The organism is Pseudomonas maioricensis (genome assembly GCF_022790535.1).
GTDB lineage: Bacteria > Pseudomonadota > Gammaproteobacteria > Pseudomonadales > Pseudomonadaceae > Aquipseudomonas > Aquipseudomonas maioricensis.
Genome location: NZ_LOHG01000001.1, coordinates 562152 through 579488 on the forward strand (window position 1 = coordinate 562152; position 17337 = coordinate 579488).

Genomic DNA, 17337 nt, shown 5'->3' on the forward strand with positions numbered 1-17337 from the left:
CAGCAGCTCAGGGAGTGAGTGGGGCAGACAGGAGGTCGTAATGAACAGAATGTGGACAGTGGGATTGTTTGCAACAAGTCTGATGGCTTGTTCGACAGGCCCTGCACCGGTGAGCGGGCCCTCACAACTTTCTCGTGCAGGTGTGGCAGATCAGGCATTGGTCGATAAGCTGAACCTGCGTTATCAGAATACGATTGAGCAGTGTACCGAGGGCACACCCGCTTATTACTGCTCGGGTGTCATGCTGCGGGTTTCAACTTACAATGCCAGTTATCCGTTCTGGACTCATAGTCCGCCTGCTGCTGCCTTAGGCTCAGTGACGTTCTCCTATATTCGTCGTGATATTGGAAGCAACGGCTCAGACCTTGGCAGTGGTTTTATCTTCAGCGATCAGGAAACATCGCTGGCCGAAAACAAAGCGCCCATAGTCCGATGCATTTATCCGTTTATGGCTGGAACACAGAATGCAGGGCGTCCTGGATCTGGCTGTGGCTTTGCAGCAACAAGCGCGCGGCAGGAAACGGACCTCAGTACGTGCGCAACATTGGCAACGCCTGCTGTTACCGCGCCGCTCTGGCTGGAAAACTTTCGCCGTTTCGGCTCTGACATTTATAAGCAGTGTTCGTTGAGTTCACTGGTCGCTAGCCAATTCAAAGCCAGCCTTGACGCGCATAACGGTGTTGACGCGGCACATACGGCCACCCGCAATGAACTACTGATTGCCACTTGGCGAGAAGATACGCCCGAGCAGTTGCCGATTGAGGCTTTTTTCTACAATGCTGCGACGGGAGGCATGTTGAACGCGCAGTCCTTGCGCCATGCCTATTATCTGAAAACATCGCAAAAGCTGCCCATTGTCAGGGTTAACTTTGCTGCTGCTGACAAAAATATATTTACCTGGAATAGCGCTGATCAAACAGATGGCTGGGACGTGGCAGATCGTTTGAATGCGCGCTATAACGCCACACTCAATGATTGCGCCGGGCGTGCAGCCTATTACTGTAACGGCGTGATTGCTCGCATGACCACTTACGGCGCGGGTTTTCATTCATGGAACCCCAATCCGAGTGGCCAAAATGATGTTTCATTCACCTACCTCAGAAAAGACCTCAAGTTTAACCATGCCCCCTATATGGGGCAGGTTGAGCAAGGGTTTATCTTCAGAGAAGCCGATGCGTATGGCCAGCAGGGGGTCTACCCGTTAGCAGTGCTATGTTCATTCCCGTATGACGGCGCCACCGCCGAGCGGGACGGGGAAGGATGCGGCCAGAATCAGTATTTCCCCTCGGTCAGCCGCCTCTGTGCCGACCAGGGCATCACCAGCCTTGCCACCTGGAAAACTCATTTCTTTTCTCAGCCATTGGCGGTCAACAGATATCGCCATCAGTGCGGTTTCAGAACCGATCCTGCAAGTTTTGCACTAAGCCTCATAGCCCGGGAAAATCCACAGGCAGAAATGAGCTGGATGGCGCATAACGAAATCCTGATTGACCGCTGGCCGCAAAATATTCCAACGCAGTTGCCCATCGAAGCGTTTATTTATATTTACGATCAAAGTCGGGCGAAACCGGGGCTTGTGGGTGCCCAATATATTCAGCGTGATTATTACGCTCAGAGCAGAAAAACAGCGCCAGTGATCAGTGTCGCGTTCCAAACCGGGGGCAATAATATCTTCAGCTATCACCCGAGTGATCAGGGGCTGTAATAGGCAGTGCGGCGGCGTAGGCACGTTGGCAGCGGGTCCTACGCCATTGATATGTCTTGGTCAGTGACCTTGCTTATAAATCGCCAACGCAGGCAGCAACTGTTGATCAATCGCCTGCCTTACCGCAGGCAGGATCGTTGCACTGCCGGTGAGCATTTGCTCAACCAATCTGCGCAAGGCGGTGGCGCGGTCCGCGGTCAGACCTCTTACTGCTTGCGCGCAGGCTTGTTCGGCCGTGATGTTTGAAGGCAATTCGCAGCCGATAGCCCTTAGCTGGCCGATCAAGTCTTCCTGGTCAATCAGGTCCGCGTGCATCATTGCGACTGCTCCTTGTTATTTGGGTCTGGACGATTCTGGTAGCGCCCGGCGGCATCGGCAAGACCCGTTTGCAAGAATGTCCGGTATGCCTATGAACAGGTCGTTTTCGGCTAACCGGCAAAAGATATCAACAGGCAGACTGGGCGTGCTTTAAAGCGCGGTACATGGTTTGGTCACCCTCTGTATCGTGAGTCTGCTCTTGGCGTTTAGCCCGGTTTGTAATGGCTTGGCCGGATTGGCGTCTTTCTGCAGGCGTAAAAAAAGGGGCCGTATGGCCCCTCCTTTATTTGCTATTACTTACCAGCTGTAACGCAAGCCAACATTCACGCCCCAAGGCTGTTCGATATTCTCACCTTTGCTGTAATCAACGTCAGCGTGTAATTGCAATACATCGGTCAACTGCGCTGCAATCCCGGCACCGACTTCACCGCGGCTGCCTGACAAATCATTGCTGAACGTCGTATTGTTGACCTTTACCCGATTGCTTTTGGCGAACTCGTGGGCGATTGCCACCTTCACGTAGGGCTGGATGAAACCACCACCGTCCAGAGGGAAGTTGCGACCGACGCTCGTTCCCGCTTTGCCCAGGAACGAATCAGCCTTGTTGCTGCTGGCATTCATGCCGTTGTCCAGCGAGTAATTCTCGCCCGAAACCCACAAGGTCGACCCTTGTACAAAGGGTTCCACGAACCAGTTATCGGCAAGCTTGATGTGTTTGCCGGCCTCAATCGACGCGCCGATGCCATGGGTGGTGTAGTCGCCGTCAGACTTGGTGCCGTCGCTCATCCGGACGTCCGACTGGTTCTTGAAACGGTTGGCCTTGATGATTGCATCAACGTAATACCCGCTGTCCGACAGCCAGGTGGTGTAGGCACCCAGATAGTAGCTGTCGACACGGCCGGTGGTACCCGCTGCGATATCCAGATCCGAACGGCTGTAACCCCCAAGTACGCCTACCAGCCACTGACCGCTGCTGCTGGGCAGCGCCAGGTCTGCACCGTAGGAAACCCCTTGCTGATTTTGTTGATAGGCTGTGCCGCCCGCGGCCGACATATTGAATTTGTTGCCGTAAGCACGCACCCATGCGCCACCTTCGGTTTTGCCATAACGCAACTCGCCCATGCGACTGCGCAGGCTGGTCAATTCGCCGTACCAGACCGTTGGTGCCGCGCTGAACAAACCAATGACCGAACGGGTGCCAGGCGTGGTGATCGGGTTGCCGGTGTCGTCTACTTTTTGAACCAGGAACCAGTCTGTTCCACGCTGCTCCAGTTCATAGGCAAACGTGCCCACGTCCACCTGGCCCCCTACTACGCCAAATGCCGCGTCGCTGCCCGCGCCGGTGTGAGCGACCTGCTGATCCTGATCACCCTTTACAGGTTCAACACCCGTGTTTTTGATCTGCAGATCGTAGTTGCCCGTTGCCACGCCGGTGACGTCTATGAAGTCGCTTTGATGGGCGGCCAGGTCGGTGTCCATGATGAACCGGCCATTACCCGAGAGGGTGCTGACGGTGAGGGTTTCGAATGTTCCGTCGTTTTCACCGAGTTTTACGCTACCTGCGTTCATGCTCAGGTTAGTCACGCCTGAACCGTTGCTGGTGGTCCAGGTTGAGTTGTCCAGGCTCAGGTTTTCAACGTTGCTCAAGTTGCCGTTGATAGATGAATTGCCGACCAGATTGAACTGCTGGACATTGCTAACGTCGCCTGTCAGGCGTGAGCCGTTATTGGCGCTGAGGTTAGTGGTATCAGACACATTCCCCGTCAGGCTCGAACCGTTGTCCAGCGTGAAATCGGTAACATCGGAAACGTTGCCGGTAATGCTGGAGTTATTGTTCAGGCTGAGGGTATCGCTGCCAGTAAGGTCGCCAGTCAGCGTTGAGCCATTGCTCATTGCCATGGTGGCAACGTTGGTAACATCGCCAATGATGCGAGCGTTGTTGTTAAGTGCGACCGTCCCGGTCGAGCCAGGGTTGATCAATATGCCGCCTTGTAGCGTGCTGTTGTCCACCAGGACGTTAGCAGACGAATCGTTGGCGACTTCAATGGCCAGGCCATTACCACCGGTCAGTACAGAACCATTGGCGATGGAAATAGTTGCATTGGTAGGTGTGCCTGGTTCGAAAGACGCAACATATATAGCGCTCTGGGACGTGCCTGTGATGCTCGATCCGTCGACGGTCAGGGAGGTGTTTCCCCCGTCAGCGCCACCCAGGATGTCTGAGCCCAGATAAACCCCATAGGCCGAGCCCGTAACAGAGCTGCCGTTCTGGACAGTAGCGGTGCCACCCTCAACAGCCAGCCCGGCGCCCCCCGAAAATGGGTCCGCGCTGCCATCACCAATGCCGTTGACTACTGTCCCGGAGAGCGAGACTGCGCTTTGATAAGTGACATAAACCGCCGCATCGGCTCCGGTGATGGAGCCTCCGGTTACCGTCGCCCTTGAAGGGCCGCCGACCGATCCACCGTCACGTTGAACAAGCAAGCCATAGCTGGCGGTGCTGGTCACATTTGTGTTGTTGAGGATTGCAGTTGCCCCGAACAAGGTGATGCCTTCAGCCGCGCCACTGGTGACAGTGCCACCGTCAATATTCAGCGTTGAACTGTCAAGTGCGGTAATTTCAAATAGTTGCGTGCCCGGTAGGACCGTCAGAGAAGAGCGCTCCCTTAGAAGCCATGATTCTACCGGTGTTCCTGGGCCAATAGTTCTGGGCTCGTCAGGTATTAATTCACCCGCCCAAGTAAGTGGGCTTATTGCCAGCATCATTGAGATGCTTACCGCCACAGGGGTTAGTTTATGTGGAGGCCTTTTGATATTCACGCTTAGTTCCTTGCGGTAATGCAGCCTTTAAGTGCTAAAGGTGCTTAAAGGTCACTAATTAGATAGATAGCGCCCTCCAATACCCATAGGAAGGATCTGTAATCCATGTGGGAAAGTTCCCACAGAGCCTGGATGTGTTTCATTTGATTAACACATGTGCCTAATAAGAGCGACACTCATGGGTTTTCTGAAAAATCCTGCGGGCAGGTATAGGCGGGAATGTGTGCCATTGCAGGTATTGACTAGTAAAAGCTAATTGTTCTAATTGTCAAGTTTGAGGGGTGTGCGCCGATATTTTTGGTGGTCTTCGCTATTTGGGAGGGGGCCGTTATTTTGAATGGCTATAAGCAGGCGATCATAATTGCCGTTCACGATCAACCAAATCGCCATTAAATATAATGCACGAGGTGGGTTGATCTAGCTTTAAAGGGCAGGATGAATGATTTTAAAATGCACTGCCAGGCAGGGATTGCCACTGCATACCTCGTCTCCCTTTTTCGGCAACAGGCTGCTCATACTACAGTGACCTCGCTGGGCCATTGACTGCATTTTGAAATCGTAGACCTTTCATTATGATTGATAAAGGATGTATCGATATGGTTAATTTAAATGTAAGTTCGGTAGCCAAGCCTGGAGCGGGGGATGCTCGCCTCCCTGATCCACAGCTCTTGACGCCCACTATCGACGGGCAATTTACCAGCAAAAAAGTGCCGGTGACGTTAGCGGACAGCGGCTTGTCAGTGAGGTTTCCTCGGTGGGTAGATCTGACCGCTGGCCATAATATATATTTAACAGTTGGTGGAAATACCACCGCCAATAGAGTACTGCCTGGATATTCTGTATCGCTAGCTGATGCGGCTGACCCTAACAAAATCTTTGTCTTGCCGTTGCCTGCTTCTTATACGGTGGCTGAAGGCAGTATTATTGTTAGCTACATGGACACTACCCGTACCGGCGTAAATCCAAGGTGGCCAACGGAAGCCCAAACCGTCATCGTCGATCGTACCGCACCTGGCGGCCAGGTTTTACCCATATTACTGAACCCGGATGCAACGCAGATTATTAGGAATCTGACCGAGAGCGTATTCGATACCAACGGAAAGTTCGAAACGCTGGTTGCGGACTACGATGGTATTGAGGTCAATGACAGGATAGTGCCGTTTATTATTCCAGAGGGCGGCGCTGCCCCGGTATTCTTCGTTGCCTCTGAAGAAATAGTTGATGACGACGAAGTTCATACCAACAAGGTTCGCTTGTTTTTTGATCGCGCAGATATCACTGCTCAGGGTGACGGTTTGCACGAGTTTGGCTATCAGGTAACGGATGAGGCAGGCAATGTCTCGGTGTTGTCGCCTTTGGCGAGAATACAGGTGTTGCTGCTGGATGTACCGTCGGGATTAATCGCGCCTGTAGTGCCTGCCTTCCGGGACAATGCGGGCGTAGGTGACGGAGTTATTAATTATGATGATGCTATGGCGGGTGTCGAAGTCGAGATTCCTACCTACGTCACGCCGAAAGAGGGGGATTCTATCGTTGTCAATTGGGGAGGGCAGCTTTCCACACCGCCCTATTCTTTGACGGCGGCTGATATCGTCAATGATCCAGTCACCACCATTAAGCTGACCGCTGCACTTGTGAAGCTTGCAAGCAGTAACCCTGCTTTGCCAGTCTTCTATACCGTGACCCGGTCAGGCTCGCCTTACCCTTCGCCTACGTTGCCAGTCAACGTTGATCTTGGTGTGCCTGGTGAGCCCGATCCGGAACGGTTGTTGAGGCCTCTCACCGTCCTCGGCGCTGATGCTCAAGTCGACGTCATTACAGAGGACGACTATGGCAAAGATGCTCGCGCAACGATTCCTGGCTTTACCAATGCGGTCCCTCCCCTGAACAGTTTTCTGTCCGGCGATGAGGTGACTGTTATCTGGGACGGTGTACCGATATTGCCCCCTTATCAGGTTCAGAGTGTTGACGTAGGTCGTAATTTACTCCTACCGATTCCAGCCAATTACATCACCGATAAAGGCGCTGGACTCAAACCCGTCACCTATTCCATTCGGCGGGAACTGCAACCTCCTTACACCCCGCCGCAATATGGGACCGGTACTGCTGGAATTACGACTGTTGAGGTGCGCTCCAGGGACGGGCTGCCTAATGATGGTCAACCGCTTACGGTACCTACTTACACAACCGTTAACCCGGATGGCATTATTGACCAGGACGCTGCAGTCAATGGCGCCCCTGTTCAGTGCCCCATTGTTTATTCCAGCGTGAGTCAGGGTGACGATATAACCCTGAAGTTCATGGGTTATGACTTTGATAACCCGACCCAGCCGATAACTCCCTCCGCGTTTGAAGTGACGACTCAAATCACAGATATCGATGAAGGGCGTGGCTATGCTGTGATCACCATTCCTCGGGAAAACTTGCGCAGGTTGTGTGTAGGTTATGGCCGAGTGACGTATGTGATCACCAATGATAAAGGTTCCACTGAATCATTGCAGGCAGAGGCCATTGTGGACCTGAGCGATGCAACCAATCCGACGTGCACGATATAAGTATTGGTACGGCTGCCTGGCGAGTCCCTTTTTTGAAAAGGGACTCGCCATTCACGTATCCTGGCCGGAGTCATAGCATCGCCGTTCGATTTTATGTGCTCACTGCACCGGGCCCAGGGTGGGACACACTCATTAATGGGTACTCCAATGAACCATGAGCGAAATAAAGCGATAGCCCCGTCTTTGGTAAAACCAAAAATACCCGTCGTCGAACAAACAGGTAAAGGTGGGCTCGGCGTTGCCGAGCTTAGAAAAAACCCACCTGAAGATGTCATTGTCACCGCTCCGCTGTTATCGAGTGTGGCGCTTGGGTCAACGCTGGTATTGTTTTGGGACGGTGTTAATGTTGATTCTTACATATTGAACGAGGATCAGCAGGCGACAGGTCTTATTATCTTCAATGTGCCACCGGGACAAATTCTGGATGCCGAAAATTCTGAACTTGTGTATGAGATCTTTACGCCGGTCGGGGGCAACCCTGTCACATCATTTCCCGGCTATATCCGCGTCAATACCAAGGTGCCCGGGAATCCGGCGCTCAACTCGACCGAGCCGATCAATCAGGCTTTGACACCGCCCGGTAATATCCCTACACCTATCACTGATGCCATCGCTGAAAATGGTATCAATGTCATTATTGCGCCCTGGTTGCCCGCGACTCACATGGAGGTAGGTGATGTCCTGACTTTGACCTGGGGGCAGACAAAAATCACCTTGCCGCCGTTAACGGTGGCAGATCTGAACAAACCGATTACGGTGCATGTCAGCAAGGAAGTTATCCTTGCCACGTCCAATACCTTGGGGCTGAAAGTCTTTTACGACATTCGCGATAACGTCGGTAATTGGTCGTTGATGTCCCCGGCGACCAGTGTTGATGTCGAAGCTGGCCCTAACACGCTACCCGCGCCGAGAGTTCAGGAGGCCTTGGGTGATAAAGACATAAACCTGGCCGAACTTGGCGTACAAAATGCGCATGTGGATCTACCCGTTTATTCGGGATGGACTGTTGGAGACCAAGTTAAAATCTACTGGTTCGGGACCACACAAGGCGGTGTCGAGGTCAATGAGACTGACACTTATCAGATGAAAGATACTGATGAAGGTTTTGTGGTGACCCGGGAAATACCTAATGCTGCGGTAGTCGCTATTGCTAACGGACGTGCCATTATCTATTACGAAGTCAACGGGGTCAGGCGCTCCAAACGACTGGCCATTACTGTCAGCGGTGTGGTCCAGAAACTTCCCGCGCCTGACGTCCGGGAGCAAGTGGGTGGTGTACTTGATCCCGCCAGTGTGCCGGCTGCGGGCGCCACGGTAGTCGTTAAACCTTATCCGGGGATGAGCAGCGCAGACCAGATCGTGATTTATTGGGTCGGCAAAACGGCGGGTGGCGACACCACTCACTTTACCGGTCAACAGCCCGGTAATGACCTTTCTCAGGAGGTCATATTCAGAGTGCCCAAGGTTACTCAGGTTGACCCGTTGGCAGGGGGTACTGTTGACGTTTATTACACCGTTATCAGTGGGACTGGCACTCGGGATTCGGCGACCCTTCCTTTAAGTGTCCGAGCGGTATCGCCGGGACTGGACTTGCGCAAGCCTAGAGTACCGAAGGCCTACGGCGACGGCACACGTCTTAATTTCGACTCGGCTATGTACTACGATGATTACTTGTCGGTGATCGTCAACTTTACGGGGATGGCCATTGGGCAACGCGTGCAACTGCGCTGGGCGGGGACCGTGGTCTATTTGTCCGCAAACCAGCCTGTGGAGTTTGTAGGCGATATGGAGTTTCGGATCCCTCGTATGGAGGTAGTCGATGTCATCGGTCGATCCGCCACGATGACCTACACCGTAACACTTGCCAACGGAACTGTAGCAGGGCCATCAGATGCATTAACGCTCAGCGTCGATACTCAGACGTATGACTTGATTCCCCCGGTGATTTCTGCAGATAACTCAATTGTCACACTGCGGTATACCGACATGCATGCGCCTCATACAGGCCGGATTCGTTGGGAGGGCATCGTTAAGCACGATACGGACGAACAGGATCTGGACACTCGGCCTGAGGAGTTTCGCATTCCTATCAACTGGGTCACTGAAAACCGGGGGCGTGAAGTGTTGATCAACTACACGGTGTATAGAGGGGAAGGCAGACACTTGATCTTTTCCAGGGTACTTAGAAAAACGCTTTGAGTGCTCGCGGTCGTCTAGTAACTCCAGGGACGCATCAGCGTCCCTGGAGTTATGAAATGACTCAGGGAATAGGGATAACCTGGTCACCAGCTAAGTACCTGAAGGTTGCCTGACTGGCCGGAGTTCCAGGAAGCCATAGAGAAATAATCGGCAGTGAAATCCCCGTCGCACTTTTAAAATCCCGTTGATCATTTTGTGCATCAATCAAACCTTGCGGCGTGCTATTGACGTAAAAGAATGCCTCCAGAGGTAGCACTTTCCCCAAGCCGTCCTGCCAGACTGCTAATCTGAGCTCATTCTGAGTGGCGAACGATTCAACGTTGATTAATGCCATCCCTTTTATCATTGCATCAAACGCGGCGGCGGCGCTGTCATTCAGTGCGTCCCTGACATCAAACCCACACTGGGCAGCACGCGTGCTGCCACTCGCTCTAAAGTGGTTGTACCAGGCTGCTGCCGTATAAATGCCCTGGGCCTGGCAAGCTGCGCTTCCCGGGATACCCGTATATGCGCCACACCCCTTGTTTACTCTGGCGGAGGTGCCTGCATCCAGTGGGAACGCACAGAGAATTTCCGGGGTGATTTTATTCCCGGCGTGGTAAACCGGCAGGAAGATATAACCGTTGCTATAGCCGTATGCTAACTTTTGATATTTAGAGTCTTTTCTCAAGTAGGAAAAGGAAACACCGCCAGAAGTGTGGTTGGCCGGGCTATTGTCCCAGGAATGACGACCAGCCTTATAGCTGGTGCCGCGTATCAAAACCCCATTGCAAAGAAACGCCGGTCGCGAAGGCGCGCCACAGGTGACGGCCGTATCGGCATACCGGTTGGTTAAATGACGCTGTGCATCTTCGCCAATGCCTGATATACCGACCGCTTGTAACTCGGGTGTTCGCATTGCGGTTGGCGCGTCGTTAACAGCGGTTGAAGTACAGCCCACGAGGGCCAGACTGAGGAGTAGGGAGTGTAATTTTGTCATGTTTAATACTCCAGAAATGTAGCGAGAGGACATCCCGTCGCTAACTAATTCTGGAGGTAAAGTTAAAGAATAAACACTGTAAGGAATGGCAGTTTTAATAGGATTTCGACGTTGAAAATTCTCACTGATTTCGAAGTAATCTAAGCAAGATAATTAGCCGCCTTTAGAGGCTACTTCCTCATTAAATGGGTGGGCGGGTGTTCGGATAGTGCAGGGCGCGCGCGTCTAAACCCTTGGGCAACAGGATTATGTATCAAGGGTTTGGTAAAAGCCGACAGCAGAACACCACGCCGAAATAACTGAAGCGTTGATTATTTCCAATGGGTCTTATTGCGTGCGCGGTGTTAACGCTGCCGGCCGCTAAACTTCCTATGCACTAATCAACGTGAGTGTCCCTTTAAAAAATCCGCCGTAACCCCTCCCACCATCCACCCACACGGCCAGCCCCCAATTGATCCCGCCTGGGCAACAAACACGGCATATCCCGCAACCGGATCCACGCCTCATCCTGCCAATGCACCACGTTCAATTCGCCGGTCTGCCACTCCAATACCCCAGGCGTCGGGCCGTTGTGGCTGTCCGAATTCGAGGCGTATCTCAATCGTGGCAGTACGCTGTAGGTCAGCCATTTGCGCAGCGGTAGATTGGCCGGGTTCGGGTGGTAGACGAGCAGGGCGTACACCGCAGACTCGCTGACCATCAGGGTTTCTTTCGCTTCGCCGTAGTAGCTCATCAGCACGTTGCGGCGCTGGTCGGGGGCGAGTTTTCGGGTGAAGCGTTCTTCGAGAAACAGGCCCATCATGCGGCCCAGATCCCGTGCGCAAAACCACGCCTGGCGGTCGATGAGCAGGCCGTGCAAGTGATATTTATGGCGGTTGAACACCATGGGTTCTAAAGGTGGTTCCATTGCTGTCTGTCCGTATTGGCTTTATTGAGGGACCAAAGGCGTCGGGAGCTAAGAACACCATCAAGAAGTGCCGACATATTCCCCCGAAGGGTCTTTTATTAGCCGACTCCCGACATAACAGACATGCAAAGGCATTATGCGCCCGCGATAAACGAATTTATCGCGGGCACAAAAAAACCGCTGGCTGTCGTGGCGGGTAACGCTTGATAGAGTTCTTAGGCTCACGGCGCGCATGATTGGGCAGGCGGTTTTGGGCGTAAATGCTGGCACGTGTGTGTGGATGTGACCGACGGCGTGAGCCGAGTGATTTTCACAGGCTCTGTGACGCGACAGCCCGCCAGTACCGTGGCCTCCCCAAGTGGCGAGCTTGATAGAACAAAACATGACGCCCCGGGCGCAGCTCATTGCCGAAGAGTCTAGCGATAGTCCGATTTGATCATTCCCAGGCGACAGTCATCAACGATACTGCAAGTTGCTCACCCTTCGCGCTGACATAAAGCAGTTGTCAGGAACTCTGCCATTAGCCAATGCAGGTGAACGATGCACACCTACTCCGAACACTCCACTTATATCCCGGTCGCGATAACCCGCGTGGTTGACGACCGCTGCAACTCTCTCGCGAACCCCGGTACTGCTTATCACCCCAGCCTGATGTTTTTTGGCCAGGGACCCTCGAACAGAACGGTTTTCATACTGGATCATGGTGAACTGGCATGGACCACTGTGGTGGTGGGGGTAGGCGCCTGGACCAAGACCTGTACTGCTTCGAAAGGCCTTCATCGCTTTAGCGTGTGCACCAGTGACGGCGATATATCGCCGGTCTGGGAGGTCACCGTTGAGGTACCGCGCCAAGTAAAACCGCCGGTTAGCTTCATGTCTTCGGACCGCGAGATCTATCGCATTGAATGGTGAGCCAATGGATAGCCAATCACGTTCCAGTACGTCTCTCGCGGTACCTGCTATTACAGGCATCGTGGACAGTCAGAGCAACCCCAGAGGTCGAAGTAACCTACCTTGCCCTTATCGATGAGCAGGGCGCTCTTACATTCGAGGACAAGCTGGAATGCGGATTCGACTAAGCCGCCTGGCAGGCGGTTGTCAGCCCGGATCGCCGGATCAGATCGTTGGTGCTGACTGTCAAGCCGGGTACAGACTGGCTGTATGTGGATAACTTCACCTTTGCCTGAATAGGCTCACCGGGCAGTTTGACCTGATCTGAACTCTGGCTTTTGCTAAACTGCGCAGCCTTCGAGGAGCTGCCATGAATTACCGTCACGCCTTCCATGCCGGCAACCACGCCGATGTACTCAAACACTTGATCATGACTCGCTTGTTCGCCCTGATGGCGCGCAAGGAACAGCCGTTCGCCTACATCGACAGCCACGCCGGGCTGGGCCTTTACGATCTCAAAGGTGATCAGGCCATCCGAACTGGCGAATACCTGGAAGGCATCGCGCGACTGTGGAATGCGCCGGACTTGCCTGCATTGGCGGCCGATTACATGCAGTTGCTGCATGACATGAACCCCGATGGTGAACTGCGTTACTACCCCGGCTCCCCGGAAATCGCCCGCCGTTCGACTCGCGCCAATGATCGGGTGTTGCTCAACGAGAAGCACCCGGAAGACGGCCGCTTGTTGAAAGAGAACATGAAAGGCGACCGTCGTGTGGCTGTGCATCTGGGCGAAGGCTGGCATGTGCCGCGTGCGCTACTGCCAGTCGGTGAGAAGCGGGCAGTGTTGCTGATTGATCCGCCGTTCGAACAGCTCGACGAGATGAAACGCTGCGCCGTTGCCCTGAAAGAAACCATCGGCCGTATGCGCCAGACCGTCGCTGCCATTTGGTACCCGATCAAAGACCCGCGTCTGCTCAAGCGTTTCTACCAGGACCTCGCAGAAACCGGTGCGCCGAAGCTGCTGCGTGTCGAGCTGTATGTCCACCCGCTGGACACCCCCGCCAGCCTCAATGGCTCAGGCCTGGTCATCGCCAACCCGCCTTGGGGCCTTGAAGAAGAACTACGCGAGTTGCTGCCGTATCTGGCACAGAAGCTGGGTCAAACCAAGGGTGACTGGAAGATGGATTGGTTGATTGCGGAGTGATGTGTTTAAACGGCTGCGGTAATACTGGGTAGGAGCGAACTTGTTCGCGAGGCGATGTTCCTGATTACGCAAAACAAAAGCCTCGCTAACAAATTGCCTAACCCAATCAATTCCCCGCGAGACTCGGCGGCATGCAAACACCCGTCCCGCCAATCCCGCAATAGCCTTGCGGATTCTTCGCCAGGTATTGCTGGTGGTACGCCTCGGCAAAGAACACAGTTGGGGCTTCTTCGATTTCGGTGGTGATTTCACCTAGCCCGGCTTTGGTCAGTTCAGCCTGATACACCGCTGCGCTTGCTTTGGCGGCAGCCAGTTGTTCTGGTGTAGTGCAGTAGATCACCGAGCGGTATTGCGTGCCGATGTCGTTGCCCTGGCGCATGCCTTGAGTCGGGTTGTGCAGTTCCCAGAACTGGGTCAGCAGTTCGTCGTAGCTGACTTTTTCCGGCTCGTAGACCACCAGCACGACTTCAGTGTGGCCAGTCAGACCGGAGCAGACTTCTTCGTAAGTCGGGTTAGGCGTGAAGCCACCGGCATAGCCGACGACGGTGCTGACGACGCCGTCCCGTTGCCAGAAGCGGCGTTCGGCACCCCAGAAGCAACCCAGACCGAAAATAGCGAATTCCACGTTTGCGGTGAACGGGCCCAGTAGCGGGTTGCCGTTGACGAAGTGGGTATCCGGGAGGGCCATCGGCGTTTCGCGGCCAGGCAGGGCTTGTTCAGCGGTAGGGAGTACGTTTTTGTTCACGAGAATTTCCGAGCGTAGAGCCATGAACCTTTTCCTCATGGTGGGATGCGGGCGGGCCGCGAAGGTAATCAGGGCGCGACTCCCGGTAGGAGCGAACTTGTTCGCGAGGCGATGTCAGTTTCGCCGTCTCGCCAACAAGTTGCCTCCTACCGAGGGCGGCGTGATGTCAGTTAGCAGCAAGTGTGCCCCAAACAAGCGGGCAGGGGGAAGCCTGTCAGGCAGACGGTCCGCGCGGGTAGCGGCGGAGTTTGGCGATCAGCTCTTCGCCACGGATCGGTTTGTCGAACAGATAGCCTTGGCCCACGTCGCAGCGATGGCGGCGCAGGAAGGTCAGCTGGGCGGCGGTTTCGATGCCTTCGGCGACCACTTTGAGCTTCAGGTTGTGGGCCATGGCGATCACTGCCGAGGTGATTTCCATATCGTCTTCATCATCCGGAATATCGCGGATGAAGCTACGGTCGATCTTGATCACGTCGATGGGGAATTTTTTCAGGTAGCTGAACGATGAATAGCCGGTGCCGAAGTCGTCCATGGCCAGGGAAAGGCCCATTTTCTTCAAGGAATCCAGTTGCTGGCGGGTGTCTTCAGTGGCTTCCAGCAACAGGCCTTCAGTCAGCTCCAGTTCCAGCAGCGAAGCGTCGAGCTGTTCTTCCTTGAGGATTGCAGCAATCGCGCCGACCAGTTCCGGGTCGGAGAACTGTTTGGGGGACACGTTGATCGCCACTTGCAGATTGCCGAAGCCAGCGGCAGTCAGTTGCTTGCTCATCCGGCAGGACTGGCGCGCCACCCATTTGCCGATCGGGATGATCAGGCCGGTTTCTTCCGCCACACTGATGAACTGATCAGGGCGGATCATGCCTTTCTCTGGGTGGTTCCAGCGCAGCAGCGCTTCCATGCCGATCAGGCGACCGCTGAGCAGGCACAGTTTGGGCTGATAGAAAACTTCCAGCTCGTTCTGGGTCAGGGCGCGGCGCAGGTTGTTTTCAACGAACAGTTTGTAGCTGGCCTCGGCGTTCAGGGCTTCGGTGAACACCTGGACCTGATGCTTGCCGTTGGCTTTTGCCTTGTGCAGTGCCAGACCTGCGTTTTTCATCAGGGTCTGCGGATCACGGCCATGCAGCGGCGCGCAGGCCAGGCCTACAGAGCCGGTGACGCTAATCAACTGATTGTCGACGAAGATCGGCTTGTCCAGTGTCGCCAGTACCTGGCTGGCAATACCTTGCCCGGCATCAGGTCCGGTCTGATCCAGCAATACAGCGAATTCGTTACTGGCGAAGCGCGCCAGGACGTCGCTGGGGCTCAGCGTGTTGCGCAGGCGTCGCGCGAGGCTGATCAGCAGTTTGTCGCCGGTCTGGTGGCCCAGGCTGTCGTTGATGCGCTTGAAGTTGTCGATGTCCACCAGCAACAGGCTCATGGGCGTGTCGCTGTCCCGGGTAAAACGCTCGTCCAGGGTACGAATGAATGCCGGCCGGTTGCCCAGGTTGGTCAGGTTGTCGGTATACGCCAAACGCTCGATGCGCTGTTGGGCCAGCTTGTTCTGGGTGATGTCTTCGTAGATGCCGATGTAGTGGGTCAACTCGCGGTTGTCGCCATACACCTTGGAAATCGACAGTTGGCCCCAGTAGGGTTCCAGGTTTTTACGCCGACTCTTGAATTCACCCTGCCAGCTGTTGCTGTTCGCCAGGCTGGAGTTGGCGTCCTTGAGCAAGTCGTTAAGGTTCTCAAGGGCAGGCAGTTCCGAGAGCTTGTAGCCGTGCACCTCGTCAGTGGTGTACTGGGTGATGGCTGTAAAACTCGGGTTCACGTACTCGACGACGCCATCGCAATTGACCAGCAGGAAGGCGTTGGCGCTTTGCTCCACTGCGCGCTGGAACAAATGCAGTGCGCTGGTGGCGGTGCGCCGGGTGTGGTTGTTGATGGCTTGGGCGAACTGATCGGCGAGCTCGCCGGCAAACGCAATTTCATCGGACTGCCAGGCGCGCGGTTCGCCAGTCTGCTCCAGGCACAGCACGCCCATCACCTGGCCGTCGATACGAATGCTCGCGTCGAGAATGGCGCTGATGTCACGCGGCTTGAGGCTGGAGGCCATTTCTTTGGTGCGCGGGTCCAGCTGGACGTCGTTGGCATCGATGGCGCGGCTGTTGTGCAGCGCTTCGAGGTAGCTCGGATAACGGCTCGCGTCGACAGGCTCCGGCAAGCGGTATTCGCCCGTATCGCGGCGATATTCGGAGATAGGTTCAAGCATCTGGCCATTGAGGTACCACATGCTTGCGCAGGAGATGTTGTAGATCTCGCAGGCGCTTTTGGTAATCAGTTCAGCTGCTTCCTGCAGGGCATTGTTGGTGCTGTAGCGCTGACGGGCGAGATGCAGGATCAGGTTTTGCTGTGCCCGGACACGCTCAAGGTGCTCAAACTGTTCGCGCTGGGCTTGCTGATTGAGCTCCAGAGCGATTTGCAGGCGAGAGTTCTGGGTTTCCAGATCTGGATTGCTCGACAGGTCGTCACTGATTTCCAGGCCATCGACTACCATCAGATAACCGCGTAACAAATGTCGGTTGTGCTGCTTATAGCCTTCACCAATCTCCACCACGCTGAGCGGGCCGCGAGCGGTGTGCAGGGTGTAGCGCACGCTGTAGTGCGGGGTTTCTGCGAGTTGCGATTGAATGCTGTCGTGCAGGTGATAACGGGCTTCAGGTTCCATCAGGCTCGCATAAGGCGAGCCCAACAAGGCGCAGAGTTCCACGGCAGCCAGGCCGAACTGTTTTTCACAGTTTGGATCGAGGTAGAGCAGCGCCCAATTGGCCTCATTCAGCCGCTCGAAACGCAGCATGCCGAGCCGCGAGGGCACAGGCAATTGCGTCACTACCTCGGCCGCCGTTCTACCGGCAGCATCGGGTTGGCTCTTCATGAAGAAACTCGCTTCCGGAATACTGATCGCGTGCGGGCAAGGCCCTTTCTGATTTCGCGTGTGGCAAGGTTGCATCATGCAGCACTGGCTGACAAGGGAGCGC

11 protein-coding genes are annotated in these 17337 nt (G+C 54.7%); 5 read left to right on the forward strand and 6 right to left on the reverse strand.

The annotated features are described in order from the left end of the window. The first annotated feature begins 40 nt into the window (after positions 1-40). Positions 41-1705 (forward strand): hypothetical protein, encoded by a 1665-nt coding sequence (locus AUC61_RS02530; RefSeq protein WP_243244308.1) that lies wholly within the window; start codon positions 41-43, stop codon positions 1703-1705. 60 nt (positions 1706-1765) lie between these two features. On the opposite strand, the gene AUC61_RS02535 is transcribed toward AUC61_RS02530, so the two are convergent. After that, the gene (locus AUC61_RS02535; protein WP_243244309.1) at positions 1766-2023 is read right to left on the reverse strand and encodes a hypothetical protein; all 258 of its coding nucleotides are present in this window, start codon (positions 2021-2023) and stop codon (positions 1766-1768) included. Positions 2024-2320: 297 nt separating this feature from the next. Then, on the reverse strand, positions 2321-4567 hold the full coding sequence (locus tag AUC61_RS02540) for an autotransporter outer membrane beta-barrel domain-containing protein (RefSeq protein ID WP_243244310.1): 2247 nt from the start codon (positions 4565-4567) through the stop codon (positions 2321-2323). Positions 4568-5439: 872 nt separating this feature from the next. Here AUC61_RS02540 and AUC61_RS02545 point away from each other — a divergent pair. Next, complete coding sequence (locus AUC61_RS02545; RefSeq protein WP_243244311.1) at positions 5440-7398, forward strand: hypothetical protein; 1959 nt, start codon at positions 5440-5442, stop codon at positions 7396-7398. A gap of 147 nt (positions 7399-7545) precedes the next feature. After that, positions 7546-9597, forward strand: coding sequence for a hypothetical protein (locus AUC61_RS02550; protein WP_243244312.1), 2052 nt, complete (start codon positions 7546-7548; stop codon positions 9595-9597). 61 nt (positions 9598-9658) lie between these two features. Here the strand turns inward: AUC61_RS02550 and AUC61_RS02555 are convergent, their stop codons facing one another. Both AUC61_RS02555 and AUC61_RS02560 read right to left on the reverse strand, forming a co-directional pair. Continuing rightward, positions 9659-10576, reverse strand: coding sequence for a hypothetical protein (locus AUC61_RS02555; protein WP_243244313.1), 918 nt, complete (start codon positions 10574-10576; stop codon positions 9659-9661). A gap of 397 nt (positions 10577-10973) precedes the next feature. Then, complete coding sequence (locus tag AUC61_RS02560) at positions 10974-11483, reverse strand: BRO-N domain-containing protein (protein ID WP_243244314.1); 510 nt, start codon at positions 11481-11483, stop codon at positions 10974-10976. A 540-nt stretch (positions 11484-12023) separates the two neighbouring features. On the opposite strand from AUC61_RS02560, the gene AUC61_RS02565 reads away from it, so the two are divergent. Together AUC61_RS02565 and AUC61_RS02570 are read left to right on the forward strand one after the other, a co-directional pair. Continuing rightward, positions 12024-12395 carry a hypothetical protein gene (locus AUC61_RS02565; protein WP_243244315.1) on the forward strand — a complete coding sequence of 124 codons (372 nt, stop codon included), beginning with the start codon at positions 12024-12026 and terminating at the stop codon, positions 12393-12395. A gap of 349 nt (positions 12396-12744) precedes the next feature. Beyond that, entirely contained in the window at positions 12745-13581 is an 837-nt protein-coding gene (locus AUC61_RS02570; RefSeq protein ID WP_243244316.1) for a 23S rRNA (adenine(2030)-N(6))-methyltransferase RlmJ, read from the forward strand. A gap of 106 nt (positions 13582-13687) precedes the next feature. On the opposite strand, the gene msrA is transcribed toward AUC61_RS02570, so the two are convergent. Beyond that, positions 13688-14350, reverse strand: a complete 663-nt coding sequence (gene msrA, locus AUC61_RS02575) for a peptide-methionine (S)-S-oxide reductase MsrA (protein WP_243244317.1) — start codon at positions 14348-14350, stop codon at positions 13688-13690. Positions 14351-14540: 190 nt separating this feature from the next. Further along, positions 14541-17234 (reverse strand): sensor domain-containing phosphodiesterase, encoded by a 2694-nt coding sequence (locus AUC61_RS02580; protein WP_243244318.1) that lies wholly within the window; start codon positions 17232-17234, stop codon positions 14541-14543. Between the last annotated feature and the right edge of the window lie 103 nt (positions 17235-17337).